Genomic DNA, 13,410 nt, shown 5'->3' on the forward strand with positions numbered 1-13,410 from the left:
CTAGATCCTTCCAGCCATAACATGATGGAGGCGCAAGGGAGTGACAGTTGAGCCTCCCCATAGAACCGCGTTTCGCGCCCTGCCTCGCGTTTCGACGCAGGCAACGAGGACGCGAAACATATTATGGTCGTGCTTGACGAGCGCTTTGAAAGCGAGATGGACAGCCACGCCAACAAGGGCATAGACAATCGAGCCGGCGGCGATGAACAGGGTCGTCGTCAGCATCACGTTGATCGCCATCGCCTCCATCGTCACCCCGGCAACCATGATGGGACGCGTGCAAGCAAGAAATAGCGTGTCTTCCTCAACAGCAGCAGCGCGCGACATGAGCATCATCCGACAATCGTGTTGACGAGCTCGGTGGCGCCGAAGATGCCGCCGATACCGATGATCCAGAATCCTGCCTTGCGCAGATCCATGTAACCGAACATCCAGGAGATGCAGATGACAATGATGGCGATGACCGCGAGCAGGCGGGCGATGTTGCCGGTCAGCATATCGACAATGTTCTGAAGCACGTTTTCAATTCCAGCGGCCTGGGCGAAGGCTGGTTCCATCATCGCCAAGGTCGTCGCTGCAGTGATTATCGTCGACGCCGCAACAGGTTTTAGATGTGATCGTAAGGTCATTCGAAACTCCCTTTATTGTTTGGAAAAAACCAGAACCGAAGAGCCCGCTTTCGAAGCGAATACATCCCAGTCATTTTGACTGCCGAGGGACAACGGCTGAACCTCGTGTACCTTTGTGACTTCATCGAGCGGCGCGTCTTCATGCGGCATTGGGTCAATGTCGCTGCCGCCCATCGCTCGGTGTGGCGACAGCGCCTGCCGCGTGACATCTTCCAGCGCCAGCGTTGCCAGGCGTGGCTTCAAACGCTCCTTCTCTTTTTGAACACGGCGGTCGTATCCGACGATCTCACCGATCTTTGCATCGCCTCGACCGAAGTAGGCGCGCAGCGTGACGGCATCGAGTTCGGTGCCTTGGAACCCCGCGCGGTCCGCAGCGATCCTGTATTGCGTCAGAAGTTGCGCGGTGGCCTTGAGGTTCTTGCACGGGTCAAAGCCATCGGCGATGCTCATTCCCATGCTCGCAAGGTCAGACGGGCTTATGCCCCCGAGCCCGAGATCTACGCTCTTCCCCTCGGCAATGAGCCTGGCCGCAATATCGGCGGCTTCGCCGATATTGCGCGGGGGAGCGCCGAGCGGATAGTCACTGTTGATACGGATCGCCAACGGAGCAAGTCCGCTTTCAATGCTGACGACAGCCGCCAGGGTCTCGCTTGAGATCGTCGGTGCGCAGGTCTCAGCCAATACGACGAATAGGACGGGCATCGGATCAAAACCAGACACGTTGCGGTGCCACCCCATCAATCGTTAGGTCGACGAAGCGGGGACGTTGGCGCACATGGGGCGGTTTCAGCCGGTATGCTACGCAGACGCGTAGTCCTTGTGTCCGTTCCCATTGACCCGCCTGCCGCCCGTCCTGCCACCGCCTGGTGCAACTGTCGTTGCCTGTTGGGACCGGCTGCAACGAAACGCAGGTCGCCTCGCGGCCGCGGTCTCCGTTGCGCTGGCGCAGCCGATACCCAGCTTCGCAGTAGTAGGGCTCATAACCCGGACGTGACGTTCGAAAACCGATACCGCTACAGACGGGAAAGGACCGCCCCTTCGCCAAATGTTTCCAAAGCTTGTGGATTGACGGCCGGCATTCCACGAACTCGGTTGGGCCACCAGGGTTCGACAGGCAAAGAAGGACTTCACATGCCCAATTATCCGCATAGGATTTAGTCTCGCAAACGGCATATATTGCAATCGACAAAGAGCCGGAAATGACGATCTTAGAGGTACTGAAAACCATGCGAAAACCTCGCGAAGCAAGTAGAGAGACCTTTGGGGGAGCGATTTGTCGGAACGCCTGCGTGTCACAGAAATGATAGTTAAAACCACGCCAACATCATTTGACGCCCGCTGGCAAAGCATCACGTTCTCGTCGCTCGCAATGAGCGAGATCATGGACAATCCAGTAGAGGGGGAGACCCCGCAGGCCCGCCTCAAGCAGCTGGGAATGCTGAGCCTGCTTTATAACTTGCACCTGGCCAACATCCCGCTGACGCTAACAAACATCACGGAAAGAACTGGATTGACGAGGGGCGGAGCGGCAGAGCCGATCGATCAGCTGGTTGCCCGCGGCCTTTTGAGGGAAGGTTGGGCGAAGAACGCGCTCGGACGGGGCAAGGCCCGCGAATTCGAGATATCGGATACGCTTTTTGCAAGACTGAAGCAGGCCACCTCGCCTTGAGCGGCAATGGACTTTTTTTGATCACAGTCGATCACTCCATTCGATGGCAGTGGAAGCGCGCTAGCAGGAGCTGCCTTCACTGGCGTGAGAAACTCCATGTTTCGCGCATGTGGTTAAACTGGAACTGAAGTCCGCCCATGTTCAGGAACGTGCGGCGACTGCAGGCGTTTGAACTTGGCGGCATGCCACAGCAGCAAGGTTGGAAGCGTCGGGTGGATGGAACTAAGCTCCACGGCCAGAACGTCTTCGATCGCGATACGCGTGAGGAGGTCGCTTGCCTCCACAAGCAGAAACAATCGTTTACCGCGCGTCCACATTGTGATCTTCCCGCCAGTGACAAATTTGATGAGATCGCCATCGTCCGTTTGGAGCAATTGGCCAAGCGCCGGACGTTCTGCCAGGCGTCTGACGACATATGCGGCCCCAGGAACCTCAATGCACAGCTCGCTGGCGGTCGTGGGCAAGGCAAATCTAGCGGTAGAAGTCAGCATTTGATCCCACCTCCGCTTGCTCAAATTCTTCGAGGACGGCGACGATCGCTTCGCCGATTGCCTTGATATCGCCCTCGCTATGTCCCGCTGTTGGACATATGCGCAATCCGGCCCGTCCCTTTTGAACAGTCGGGAAGAAAATTGCCGATGTGTAGAAACCTCTATTCAGCAAAGTTCGCGCCGCCGCGATTGCCCTTAATTCGTCTCCGATCTCGACTGTTCGTATCGGCAGTGACGAGCCTCTCTGCTGCGTTGGGACGAGGCTGTCAAAAAGAGCAATTCGTGACTGAAGCTCAAGCTGCAGATTTTGAAGTTCCGGCGTGCGATGCAAAGCTTGGGATGCGAGTGCAGCGCCAATCGCCGCTACATTCAGAGATGCAGAAAATGCATGGGCAACCGCAAACCTGCGAAAGAGCTGTTCCTGGTGATCGTTGCCGAACATCAGCAATCCGCCTGAGGCGCCAAAACCCTTGCCTAGGGATGCTGCAATAATCGTGCGGTCACCGAGCGAACCGCCAATCTGCGACCGGGCATAACCTTCGCCGTTGCCTCCGAAGATGGAGATGCCGTGGGCGTCGTCGACATAGAGAAACAAGCCGTAGCGATCCTGCAGGTGGCGCAGTTGTTCGAGCTTGACACAACCTCCCATGGAATAGACGCCGTCGCAAATATAGGCGACCGCAGGGTATTTCTTACAATACGCCTCGAGCGCCTCGATATCATTGTGCTCAATCGTTTCGACCTTAGTTTCACCAGCGAGTGTTCCCTTGTGATAGGCAAGCGTTGCATGGGCGAGGCGATCAAAAACCATCACGGGCTTGGCGCCACCTGTCAGGTGACCGGAAGCGATCAACGGAAGTGCACTCATGTTTGCGGCCAGCACCGTGCTGAAGGCAATCACGCGCGCATCGAACAACTCAGACAAGGCCATCTCGAGTTCGCCGATGATCGCGAAATTGAGGCGCGTTCGCGCGCATGACCAATGCAAGGCACCGTAATTGTTCAACGCTTCGATTGCGCCATCGATAATCTTCGGATGATTATCGAGCCCCAGATAGGAGCAGCGCACGAAATCAACGACACGGCGCTCGCCTTCATGCGGCAGAACGACAGCCCGACCGGCTGAGGGCCGCGCATAGAGCGCCATGAGCCCATGGAAATGCGCAGCATCGAAGTGGCTTCGCGAATGGCGAATGAGGCTATCAGTATTCCGGTGAAGGCTCCTGCTTGCGCCGTTCGGACCGGTCTTGGTGTTTATCGACATTTCGTGCCTCCAGAACATGAATTGACTGGAGACTGGCTGTTGCGACGAGCCAACTCAACGAAGCATTGTACAAATATTTTTGAATATTATGTAACGTATAAAGTCAGACATTTAAACAATAGTCCACGATATGCTGTATTATAAGATACTGAATTCATAATATACAGTATTATGAAATGAAACCTTCACCCATAGAGCGATTGAGCTCCACGGCGTAGCCAGACGCTCTGACTGTCCGGATGAGATTACCGCCGGTCAGGCGTCGTAGCGAACGGCGCAGGTGGCCGATGTGCACATCTACGGTGCGCGACTGAACATAGAGGTTTGGCGGCCAGGCGATCTCGATCAATTGTTGGCGGGAGAAGACGTTGCCAGGAGCCTCGAGAAGCCGGCTCAGCAACTTGAACTCAATTGGTCCAAGCTGGAGCTCGCGCCCTTCATATTTCACCAGCCGCCGCCCCACGTGAATTGTCAGCCCTCCAAACGCCAATGTGCCTGTCAACGTTTCCGTCAACGGCGTTTCTATCGCCGCCGCCCGTGCGGTAAACTTTGAAAGAGAATGAAGATAATTCAACAGCCTAATCGGCAACACGGGCCGCACGAAGTTTTCATCCACGCCTGCCTTCAATAGATCCAGATAATGCCGCTCGTCGCCGGCTGCAACGAGGGCTATCGTTGGGATTGCGGCGGTAATCTCGTTGGACCTGATCGTCGCGCATGCCCTTAACGTCGATGCCGCGTCTGTGCCTGTATCCAGGATAATCGCCTCGGGCTTCATCGCCGCCGCTTTCTCGACGACCTCTTCTTCGCTGGCCAGCGTTGTTTGGAAGCCATCGACGTTCAGGATGTGCGTGAGCAGGAGGTAGATGTCCACGTTGCGCGGGCAGATAAGGATCAAAGGCTTCATCGCGAAGCCTCCGCGACTGTTGCTCGCTGACGTTTCATTCGTTGCCTCACATTTTTGATGTCACAAACGTAATTCTTAGCAGGTCGGCCAATTCATTTTACCCCCAAAATTCTACGATATTCACGGTATTTTGTTGGCGAAACGTCATGAACTGCAGTGTTCTTTCTTTATGATGATGCACCAAAATTCAAAGCCGTTGCCAGCCTTCGCATCATCGTTTGCTCTGGTGCTCTGTCTGGCTATGACCGAAACGCTTCATGTCAGGCCTAGGCGGCCTGGCTCGGCTACTGCGATAAACAGGGATCTATTTTTCTGTTGGCTTTATGAAGGGCCGACCAAAATCGAGCGCAGCGCTTGTGATCGCCACCTCGATCGATGAACTCGGATCTCCGAGCCGATGCCGTGTGCGGCGAAATCCTTCAACCGCAGCAAATGCCGGATTCTGAGCGGCTGACCTGCCGGCTTTTGTGATGTTTTCCTTGAAGGTCTTGCGCAAAGTTCGCGTGCCGGGATGCGTCTAAAAGTTGTTGCCAAGGCCCGCCCTTGACCGCTATCTTTAGGGCTGTCGATCGCCGACGAGGACAAGCATTCGCGGTCGAATAAAGATTGCCAGGGACGACACGATAAGAACCGCCAAGCGGCTTCTGTGGCTCACGGATACGGAGTTCCAACGTCCGGCAACATCAACATCACCTGCCGGACAGCAGGGAGATTGAGCTTGTCCAAAATTCTCGTTAGATCGTCCGGCATCAGTGATACGGCCGGAAAGGATGGCATCTGGAAAAACTTCAGAGCCGAGGAGGCGGTCACCGCCGCAATTGATCTTTATGGTCCGCAGGCCGCGACAGCCGCCGCTTATTGCGCACTGGATGCGTGGACTGAGGCGCGTAGCGATGACTACAAATTCTGGTTTGAGGTATTTTCGACGCTGAGAGATCGTAAGGCGACTTAGTGTGAGCGGAGAATGACACATTTGGTGGAAAATGAAGGGAGCTGGCTCGTCCAAAGTCGCTTCCGTCGTCATCCACAACGAAGATGGTGAACATCCCTCCTCGTCAAATTTACTCTCAGTTGGAACGCAGGTGGGTCGCAGGTAGTCCGTCTCCCGTTCCGGCAAGCGCTCGACTATCCGCCCCGGCTCCACGGATGGCTTGGATCAATCGGCCTGCCAGCGATGTCGCAACCAATAACGTGACCTCGGCGTTCCTCACGCTGGATTAGTCGGTCGCGGTGAGGTTTGCAGACGCTCTCAAGGTTGTCGGGGTTGCTGAAAAGCTCCAGCATACCCTTGCATGAACGCGATGGTTCACCACCGCCTCTTCGAGAACCTCTTCGGTTTGAATCCATCTCTCACAAAGCGGATGTAGCGTTAGCTAATATTGGCAAAGTTCTCCCAGTGCGCGCTTTCGACCGAGCGATGCCTGGTAGAGCGGGCCGCCATGCGATCAACCTTGCCGGACATCAGCTCCCTACATTGAAAACCCCGAGCTGCGCTCCATGTACCTATTTGAAAGCCACACGTTGGAGGAGAGCTGGCATGAACCGGAATACTACGATTGGTCTAGTCGCCGCCGTTGTGATCATCATCTTGGCTGTGATGTTCCTAATGCCAGGGACGAACGACACAGCGACAGAAACGGCAACGCCGCCGGCAACCACTACGGAGCCGACTACGACTCCGTCTACGACGACGCAGCCGTCGACAACTACTCCGTCCACTACGGAGCCGACTACGACCGCACCATCGACCACCACACCATCAACGACTCCGTCCACTACCGAGCCATCGACAACGACGCCGTCGACGACAACACCGGCGCAATAACGAAGGCAGCCGCTCGATCCTGTAAAAAGGAGAGCGGCCGCACAATTGCCATGTCGCGAGACAAGGCGCGCCACGACAATCGGAATAACCCAAAGTGGCTATGTCTTAGTTTATTTTCCGCTACTTTAGACTTTAGTAGGATGACAGAATGTAAATCGTAGGGAGGTACACATGGAGCGCGTAGAAACCGAGAAACTCGCTGCTGAGGCAGCAACCAAAGTCTGGTCAGTGACCGATTTCTGCAAACGACACCGCCTCTGCTACGAGGAGGAGAAGAGACTTAGGTACCTATTTGGTCACTTCGCAACTGCCCGCGAGCTACTACACAACGCACAGCGCACGCCGAAGTGGCGGACCTGAGCAGATGTCGAAGCAGGAAGCGGTACTGGTGGAGCTTTAGTCTGCCCTGATGAACAGAGCGCCTACCAGGCCGATCACGACAACACACTGTAGAATGAACATCGGCCATTCTTCTGACATCTCGGCATCCTCCTGCAAGGAGGATTTATGCCGATTGCGGCAGACGTAAAGGGTTGGAGCAATCCCGGCGACCTACGACGCGCGGGGTCGGTGCATTGACGTGCTGGCGTGCTGCGCTCGCTTCCCGCTAGAAATCGAAGTAGATGGTGACGCCCGACCGCCGGTGGTAACGGTAATGGTCACGATAGCCGTAGTGCCTGTCACGATAGCCGTAGTACCCGTATTGGCGCGGGTAGCACCTGCCGTAGTAACCGCATGAACGCCAAGCGTGCCGCCTATCCCAGCGGCGATCCCACCGACGATCCGCGCGCCATTGACGATGACGCCAGTGGTTGACCTGTTCGACAGCGCTTGTCTGCACTTCTACGGGTTTTGGCACGAAAATCGGAGCGGCGCTTAGCGGTAAGGCGAACGACGCAGCTAAGCCGATCGCTGCGAGGGCGGATAAGAGCTTTTTCATAGCAAACTCCTCCTAACTGCTATCACATTGAGCTAATCAGCCTGAACCGCCGATGAACGGAAGCCCGTGCTACGATCATATGGGGGAGAAGCTGCATAATTGTGGCCGCATGCGTCAAAAGCGCCCCGTGCACGTAAGGAGCTCGGGGCTTGGCGCCAGAGGAGGCCGTCGCCGCCGCAATTGATCTTTATGGTCCACAGGCCGCGACGGCCGCCGCTTATTGCGCACTGGATGCCTGGCCTGAGGCGCGTAGGAAGGGTTGGCAAAGCACTCCAAAAATACGCACGGTCAATGCGATGGAAGGTAGAGCGCGTAGCCTACAGAGCGAACGGTTCGAATGACGTCAGCCCCCTCCCGCTTCATTGCGCGCCTTATATGTCCAATGTGAATATCAACGGTTCGTGGCTCGACCTCTGCTTCGGGCGGCCAAGCCGCAGCAATTAGATCATCGCGCGTGTGGACAACGTCGGGGGCCCGCATCAAGCACATCAACAACCGAAACTGAAGCGCCGACAGAACGACCGAATGGCCATTTCGCTCGACGCGAAGCCGATTGAGGTTCATTTCGATGTCGGCGTAGCGCAGTATCGCTGCCGATTTCGTGCTGGCTTGCGCCGCCACATCGGCGCGCAAGCCGCGCAGAAAAGCAAGCAGCCGCTCCGGATTGAACGGACGGTCTATGATGCAGTCCACGGTTGATGGGACAAGCGGACGACCGTGGTCGCCGTTCGCCGTATTCACGAGAGCCGCAATCTTTGTCTCAGACTTTGTGGCGGCCTTGATATGGGCGCAAACGGCCGATGCATTCATTTCGGGATCAGAGCAGTCGACCACGATCGCCAATGGCGGGGCTTGATGAACACGGTCCAGAAGCTCTCCCAAACGGTTGCTGTTTTCAGCCGAAAAACCATCGAGCGTGAGGATGTGTTTAAGAAGCAGATAAAGCTCCGCGTCTTCGGTCTGGATCAGTATTCGTCCGTTCATCTGTCGTCCTTTGCGCAAAACGCCGATTACAACCTCACGCTGGCGCGTATTCACCGCCATTGACATCCAAGATTGCCCCGTTGACGAAGGCCGCATCATCGCAGGTGAGAAAACCGATGGCCGCGGCGACTTCGTTGGGGTCGCCCATTCGGCCAGCGGGAATGCGAGCGAGAGCCGCCTGATTGGTTTGGTTGCTGATCGCACCAGCCATTGCGGTCGCAATTCTGCCCGGAGCAACGACATTGGCTGTGATACCGTGGGCGGCGTAGGGCCAGACAAGCGAACGCGCGAGACCGGCTATCGCTGCTTTAGAGGCGACGTAAGCGCTACCGGCGATGCGTGGAAGTGATCGCCCGGCGACCGAGCCGACGAAGACGATACGTCCGAAGCCATGTCGGACCATACCTGGCAACACCGCCTGGCAGCACAGCATCGCACCGGTTAGGTTGATCGAAAGAACAGAGTTCCACTCGTCGAGCGAGACCTCGCCGAAGGGCGTCGGACAGTCGACACCCTTTGGCGAGACGCCGGCGTTGCAAACGAGAACAGCAACACTTCCCCAGCTTTGCTCGAGCTCTCGAAAGAATGTGGTGATCTGACGTGGCTGCCCGAGATCGACCGTGCGCGCGAACAGGCGTTCAGCACCAAATTCGCGGGCAAGATCGTCCTTGGCGTTTTCCACATGGCCTTCGTTTTGACCGAAGATCGCAACCCGGTACCCGCGTTGGAGAAGATATCGGGCTGTTGCCAGCCCAATACCTGTCGTGCCGCCCGTGACCACGGCGATCCTAGCCGTCGGGCCATTTGTCATGCTGCCGCATCCATGTTCGCAAAGAGAGAAAGGGGAGGATGTGCTTCCGGGTCCGTCATGACCTCAATCAGCATTGGTCCCTTAGCATTGATGCTGCTTTTAAGCAGATCGGCCAGATCACCGGGATCCTCAACGCGGACCGCGGGGCAGCCGCAAGCCTTGGCGATTTGCACATGGTCGACGTCGGCGAAATGGCATGCCGTCGTGTAGCTACCGAACTTCACGGTCTCCGCATCCCGTTGGAAACCAAGGATGCCGTTGTTCAAAACGATGGTGATGACAGGAAGCTGCATGCGCACCATGGTTTCGAGCTCGGCCCAACTATGGGCGAAGCCACCATCGCCAACGAGAGTAATGACCGGGCTTTGCGGACGGGCAGCCTTGGCGCCGATCGCGAGCGGCACCCCCCAACCAAGTCCTGCGAGACCGCGAGGCGTGATAAAGCGCATGATGCCTGGTGCACGCAATTGCCCGACAACCCACATCGAGGAGTAGGAGGCATCGGCGACGACGATCATGTCAGCGGTCAGTAAGGGCTGAAGCTCCGCCATCACCCTTTCCGGACGGATGGGCCCGGAAGTCGCAGTCGCAACATCTAAGCGATCACGTTCGAACGCGGTCCAGAAGCCTGCTATGCGCTCCTCCAGTCGCACACGATGACTGTGGCGACACGTCAGGTCGACGCGAGCAAGTGCTTCGCGAAGGGCCGAGAGCGTTTGCGCCGCGTCGCCAACGAGGCGGATCGCCTCGTAATTCCGTCCGATCTCTGTCGGATCGACATCGATATGCACGACTGTCGCAGAGGTTGGAATCTGGCGCCAGTTGTCCGTTCCGTTCTGATTGGTTCGCGTCCCGACGAGGATGACCAGATCAGCTTCTTCAATCAAAGTCAGCGAGTGACGTCCGAGCGAGCGTGGCCCGGTCAATGATCCAAGGACACCGGCAGACAATGGATGAAACTCGTCGACCACCCCCTTGCCCATATTGGTTGTTATCACGGGTAGGCTTGCCTCGTGCTGCAAGGCTGTCAGCTCTTCTGCGGCGTCTGCGCCATGCACGCCGCCACCTGCAACGATGATAGGCGCCTGCGCCGATGCAATACGTCGTGCCACCTCATTGAGGGCCTCTTCAGAGGGACGCGTGCGATCAAGTGGCCAGTGCCCGAGGCATTTTGATCTCGGAAGGGCGGCCGGCTTAGCCGGCGCGCGTAACAGATCGGCAGGCAGGAGCAAGACCGCAGGCCCCGGGCGACCGGACGCAGCGGCGGTAAAGGCGGCGTCGACATAGTCGTCAATCCGGTCTGGGACATGAACGCGCCGGACCCATTTGGCGCAAGATTGAAAGAGTGCGATCTGGTCGAGATCCTGGAATGCATTTCTGTCCGTCTGGTCGCGCTCAACATCCTGAACGAGCGCAACGATCGGAACACTTGCCTTTAAGGCTTCCGCGAGAGGCGGGACAAGAAGTGTCGCCGCAGGACCGTTCTGGGCGGCAACGACAGCGACTTTGCCTGATATGCGCGCATATCCGTCGGCCATCGCCCCGCCCATGTTTTCCTGCCTATAGGCGATCTGTTTGATGCCGGCCGCCTCCGCCGCGAGAATAACTGCCGAGGGAAGGCTCTGGGCGAAGATGACTTCTACCTGGTGGCGGCAGAGGATGCGGGCAATGCGCTCGGCGACAGTTTCAGTTGCGGCATTGGTCATTATTGCGCCCTCTCGTTGGCGGCGTGAACATTCAGGAAATCATCGAAGGCAGCGAGCACGAGGTCGACGTCGCTGTTGGTCATTGGTGTCGAAAGGCTGGCTGCGGCGCCATGGGGAAGCAGGATGCCGCTTTGAAGGAAATGCCGGGCAAGTCCCTTCATCACGAGCCCTTGCGCATCACTCAGCAAGGCTTCTCGAAACTCGGTTGGCGCATGGGGTTTGGGGTGTATGCGAAACAGGGAAGCTGCGCCGGTGACAGAGAACGGCGCACCGGTGCGGCTGATGCTGCTTCTGAGGCCGCCGCGCAGCCGTTCTCCAAGCGCCTCGAGGTGATTGAAGTTATCATGTGTCATTGCTTCCATGGCGACGCAACCGGCGACCATGGAGACGGGATTGGCGGAAAACGTGCCGCCCTGTAACAGCAGAGGCTTGTTCACCTCCGTACCGAAAACCCGCATGATCTCTTCACGTCCACCGATCGCGCCGATCGGGAACCCACCGCCAATGATTTTGCCGGCCGTGACGAGATCGGGGGTGAGCCCGTATCGCGGCGAGGCTCCTGCGTAGCCCTGCCTGAGATTGAGAACCTCATCGGCGATGATGAGGATGCCATGCTTGCGTGCGGCTGAACTAAGGGCCTCGATGAAGGTGGCAGTGGGATGAATAAGACCGGCGCGGCTGGGCATCGGATCGATCAACACGCAGGCGACACGGTCACGCAAGGCGTGTAGGCGTCGTTCAAGTCCGTCTACGTCGTTAAAGCGGATGAGATGGACGTCATCGGCGACACTTACAGGAGTGCCATGATAGGCAGGTATTGCCCGTGGGATCGCTGCCCGGTCGTCTGGGTTTGAGGCCCCCGCCTGCCCGGCCTCGGCCCAGTCGTAAGCGCCGTGATAGGCCCCTTCGACCCTGACAATTCCAGGCCGGCCCGTGAATGCGCGGGCGGCTTTGATTGCGAACATCACCGCTTCGGTGCCGCTATTGACGAATCGCACTTGTTCGATGGCCGGGATACGGTCGACAAGCAACTCTGCAAGCCCGATCTCGTGTTGGGTCGGGTTGGCAAAGCACGTTCCCGTCCGCATAAGATCGCTTGCAGCCTGACGGACCGGCTCGAAGCCGTGTCCGTGAATAAGGGTCGTAAAATTGTTGTTGAGGTCGAGCAGGCGATTGCCATCGACGTCAACCAGATAGGCGCCCTCCCCGTACGCGACATAAAACGGGATTGGATCTTTCTCTACCGTGGCGCGGGTCACACCACCGGGAAAAACCGGCACTGCGCGTCGGAATAGACGTGTCGATTTGGTCCGTGCAGGCGAGGCCTGCGCGGCATGAATTCCTTGAACTGGCATGGCTTGGGCTTTCTGAGCAACAATTTCGGCTCGTCGTTTTGTACGAGCTTTACAATTTTGTTGCAACAAAAATATCGGCCGTCAAGTCCACGCAACAAATTTTCTATTGCGCGGATGCAGTCGCCCTTTCGCGACAGGCCCGCCTCAGACGCCGATAGCCGTCACGAATATCATTCTCCATTGCAGCCCGGACGCTAGCGCCATCGCGTTCTTCGAGCGCCTCCATCGCAACCTCATGGTTGTGAACACCAAACCGCTCCTTTGCAAATTCCGGATAAAGATCGTGCAAGGAGGGGCCGATCCGCAACCAAAGTGTTTCGATCATCGAAACGAGGTGCGGCAATTTTGCCAGCCGGAAGATCGCAAAATGGAACTCTTTGTTATGCCACAGGGCATCCGCGTATCGCCCAGCATCAAGAGCCGAATTAATTTGTTTTTGAAGAGATCTAAGGGCCTTCACGTCCTCGGGGACAACATGCTCAGCGGCCTGCTGCGCAGCCAACCCCTCGAGCGCCAACCGAATAAGCGTGATCTCCTGCAGCGCTTTTGCATCAAGGATAGGCACGACGACCGTCTTTGGGCCGGCATAGACAAGCGCGGCTTCACTTGCGAGCCGATTGATCGCGTCACGCGCAGGAGTGGTGCTCACATCCAATTCCTGGGCAACTGCCCTCACCGTCAACTTATGCCCCGGGCGGTAGACGCCACGGATGATCCGCTCCTTCATCTGGCGATACGCGGCATCACCAAGGTTTTCCGCCGCACGATCAATATTGCCCAGCTCGCTCACATGGACCGCCATTCAAACCCCTCACTCAGTTGACAATGC

At 57.2% G+C, this 13,410-nt stretch carries 16 protein-coding genes and 1 pseudogene; 3 read left to right on the forward strand and 14 right to left on the reverse strand.

Annotated elements, in window-relative coordinates:
* From BC360_RS09090 to BC360_RS33110, 4 genes are read right to left on the reverse strand one after another with little or no spacing between them, the layout of a single operon-like run.
* A complete protein-coding gene (locus BC360_RS09090) occupies positions 1 to 327 on the reverse strand; it encodes a type IV secretion system protein VirB3 (protein ID WP_065795032.1) in 327 nt (108 codons plus the stop codon).
* A 5-nt stretch (positions 328 to 332) separates the two neighbouring features.
* Positions 333 to 629, reverse strand: coding sequence for a TrbC/VirB2 family protein (locus BC360_RS09095; RefSeq protein ID WP_065794981.1), 297 nt, complete (start codon positions 627 to 629; stop codon positions 333 to 335).
* Positions 630 to 641: 12 nt separating this feature from the next.
* On the reverse strand, positions 642 to 1,349 hold the full coding sequence (locus BC360_RS09100) for a transglycosylase SLT domain-containing protein (protein ID WP_161491370.1): 708 nt from the start codon (positions 1,347 to 1,349) through the stop codon (positions 642 to 644).
* Positions 1,336 to 1,857, reverse strand: a complete 522-nt coding sequence (locus tag BC360_RS33110; RefSeq protein WP_083222497.1) for a hypothetical protein — start codon at positions 1,855 to 1,857, stop codon at positions 1,336 to 1,338. The genes BC360_RS09100 and BC360_RS33110 overlap by 14 nt, the downstream gene beginning before the upstream one ends.
* 45 nt (positions 1,858 to 1,902) lie before the next feature.
* Here BC360_RS33110 and BC360_RS09105 point away from each other — a divergent pair, with 45 nt between their 5' ends.
* Positions 1,903 to 2,298 (forward strand): MarR family transcriptional regulator, encoded by a 396-nt coding sequence (locus BC360_RS09105; protein ID WP_244512696.1) that lies wholly within the window; start codon positions 1,903 to 1,905, stop codon positions 2,296 to 2,298.
* A gap of 113 nt (positions 2,299 to 2,411) precedes the next feature.
* On the opposite strand, the gene BC360_RS09110 is transcribed toward BC360_RS09105, so the two are convergent.
* The 3 genes from BC360_RS09110 to BC360_RS09120 form a co-directional block, all read right to left on the reverse strand.
* Positions 2,412 to 2,789 carry a hypothetical protein gene (locus BC360_RS09110; protein ID WP_065794984.1) on the reverse strand — a complete coding sequence of 126 codons (378 nt, stop codon included), beginning with the start codon at positions 2,787 to 2,789 and terminating at the stop codon, positions 2,412 to 2,414.
* Positions 2,770 to 4,053, reverse strand: coding sequence for an aminotransferase class I/II-fold pyridoxal phosphate-dependent enzyme (locus tag BC360_RS09115; RefSeq protein WP_065794985.1), 1,284 nt, complete (start codon positions 4,051 to 4,053; stop codon positions 2,770 to 2,772). The genes BC360_RS09110 and BC360_RS09115 overlap by 20 nt, the downstream gene beginning before the upstream one ends.
* 169 nt (positions 4,054 to 4,222) lie before the next feature.
* On the reverse strand, positions 4,223 to 4,960 hold the full coding sequence (locus BC360_RS09120; RefSeq protein WP_065784438.1) for a response regulator transcription factor: 738 nt from the start codon (positions 4,958 to 4,960) through the stop codon (positions 4,223 to 4,225).
* Positions 4,961 to 5,678: 718 nt separating this feature from the next.
* Here BC360_RS09120 and BC360_RS09130 point away from each other — a divergent pair.
* Positions 5,679 to 5,912, forward strand: coding sequence for a hypothetical protein (locus BC360_RS09130; RefSeq protein WP_065794986.1), 234 nt, complete (start codon positions 5,679 to 5,681; stop codon positions 5,910 to 5,912).
* 545 nt (positions 5,913 to 6,457) lie between these two features.
* Positions 6,458 to 6,946 carry a hypothetical protein gene (locus tag BC360_RS32120; protein WP_065794987.1) on the forward strand — a complete coding sequence of 163 codons (489 nt, stop codon included), beginning with the start codon at positions 6,458 to 6,460 and terminating at the stop codon, positions 6,944 to 6,946.
* Between the two features lie 446 nt (positions 6,947 to 7,392).
* Here the strand turns inward: BC360_RS32120 and BC360_RS32670 are convergent, their stop codons facing one another.
* From BC360_RS32670 to BC360_RS09165, 7 genes and pseudogenes are all read right to left on the reverse strand, one after another.
* A complete protein-coding gene (locus tag BC360_RS32670) occupies positions 7,393 to 7,725 on the reverse strand; it encodes a hypothetical protein (protein WP_083222499.1) in 333 nt (110 codons plus the stop codon).
* A 288-nt stretch (positions 7,726 to 8,013) separates the two neighbouring features.
* Positions 8,014 to 8,769: a winged-helix domain-containing protein gene (locus tag BC360_RS09145; RefSeq protein WP_244512697.1), complete on the reverse strand. Its 756-nt coding sequence runs from the start codon at positions 8,767 to 8,769 to the stop codon at positions 8,014 to 8,016.
* Positions 8,744 to 9,520 carry an SDR family oxidoreductase gene (locus BC360_RS09150; RefSeq protein WP_065794989.1) on the reverse strand — a complete coding sequence of 259 codons (777 nt, stop codon included), beginning with the start codon at positions 9,518 to 9,520 and terminating at the stop codon, positions 8,744 to 8,746. The genes BC360_RS09145 and BC360_RS09150 overlap by 26 nt, the downstream gene beginning before the upstream one ends.
* On the reverse strand, positions 9,517 to 11,226 hold the full coding sequence (locus tag BC360_RS09155) for an acetolactate synthase catalytic subunit (protein WP_065794990.1): 1,710 nt from the start codon (positions 11,224 to 11,226) through the stop codon (positions 9,517 to 9,519). Before BC360_RS09155 ends, BC360_RS09150 begins: the two co-directional genes overlap by 4 nt.
* Positions 11,226 to 12,581 (reverse strand): aspartate aminotransferase family protein, encoded by a 1,356-nt coding sequence (locus BC360_RS09160; RefSeq protein WP_065794991.1) that lies wholly within the window; start codon positions 12,579 to 12,581, stop codon positions 11,226 to 11,228. The genes BC360_RS09155 and BC360_RS09160 overlap by 1 nt, the downstream gene beginning before the upstream one ends.
* Before the next feature lie 103 nt (positions 12,582 to 12,684).
* The gene (locus BC360_RS33115) at positions 12,685 to 12,762 is read right to left on the reverse strand and encodes a hypothetical protein (RefSeq protein ID WP_413813734.1); all 78 of its coding nucleotides are present in this window, start codon (positions 12,760 to 12,762) and stop codon (positions 12,685 to 12,687) included.
* A pseudogene (locus tag BC360_RS09165) lies at positions 12,760 to 13,383 on the reverse strand (GntR family transcriptional regulator); the annotation flags it as partial. The pseudogene BC360_RS09165 and the gene BC360_RS33115, both read right to left, overlap by 3 nt.
* Between the last annotated feature and the right edge of the window lie 27 nt (positions 13,384 to 13,410).

The organism is Ensifer sp. LC163, from assembly GCF_001695855.1.
GTDB lineage: Bacteria > Pseudomonadota > Alphaproteobacteria > Rhizobiales > Rhizobiaceae > Ensifer.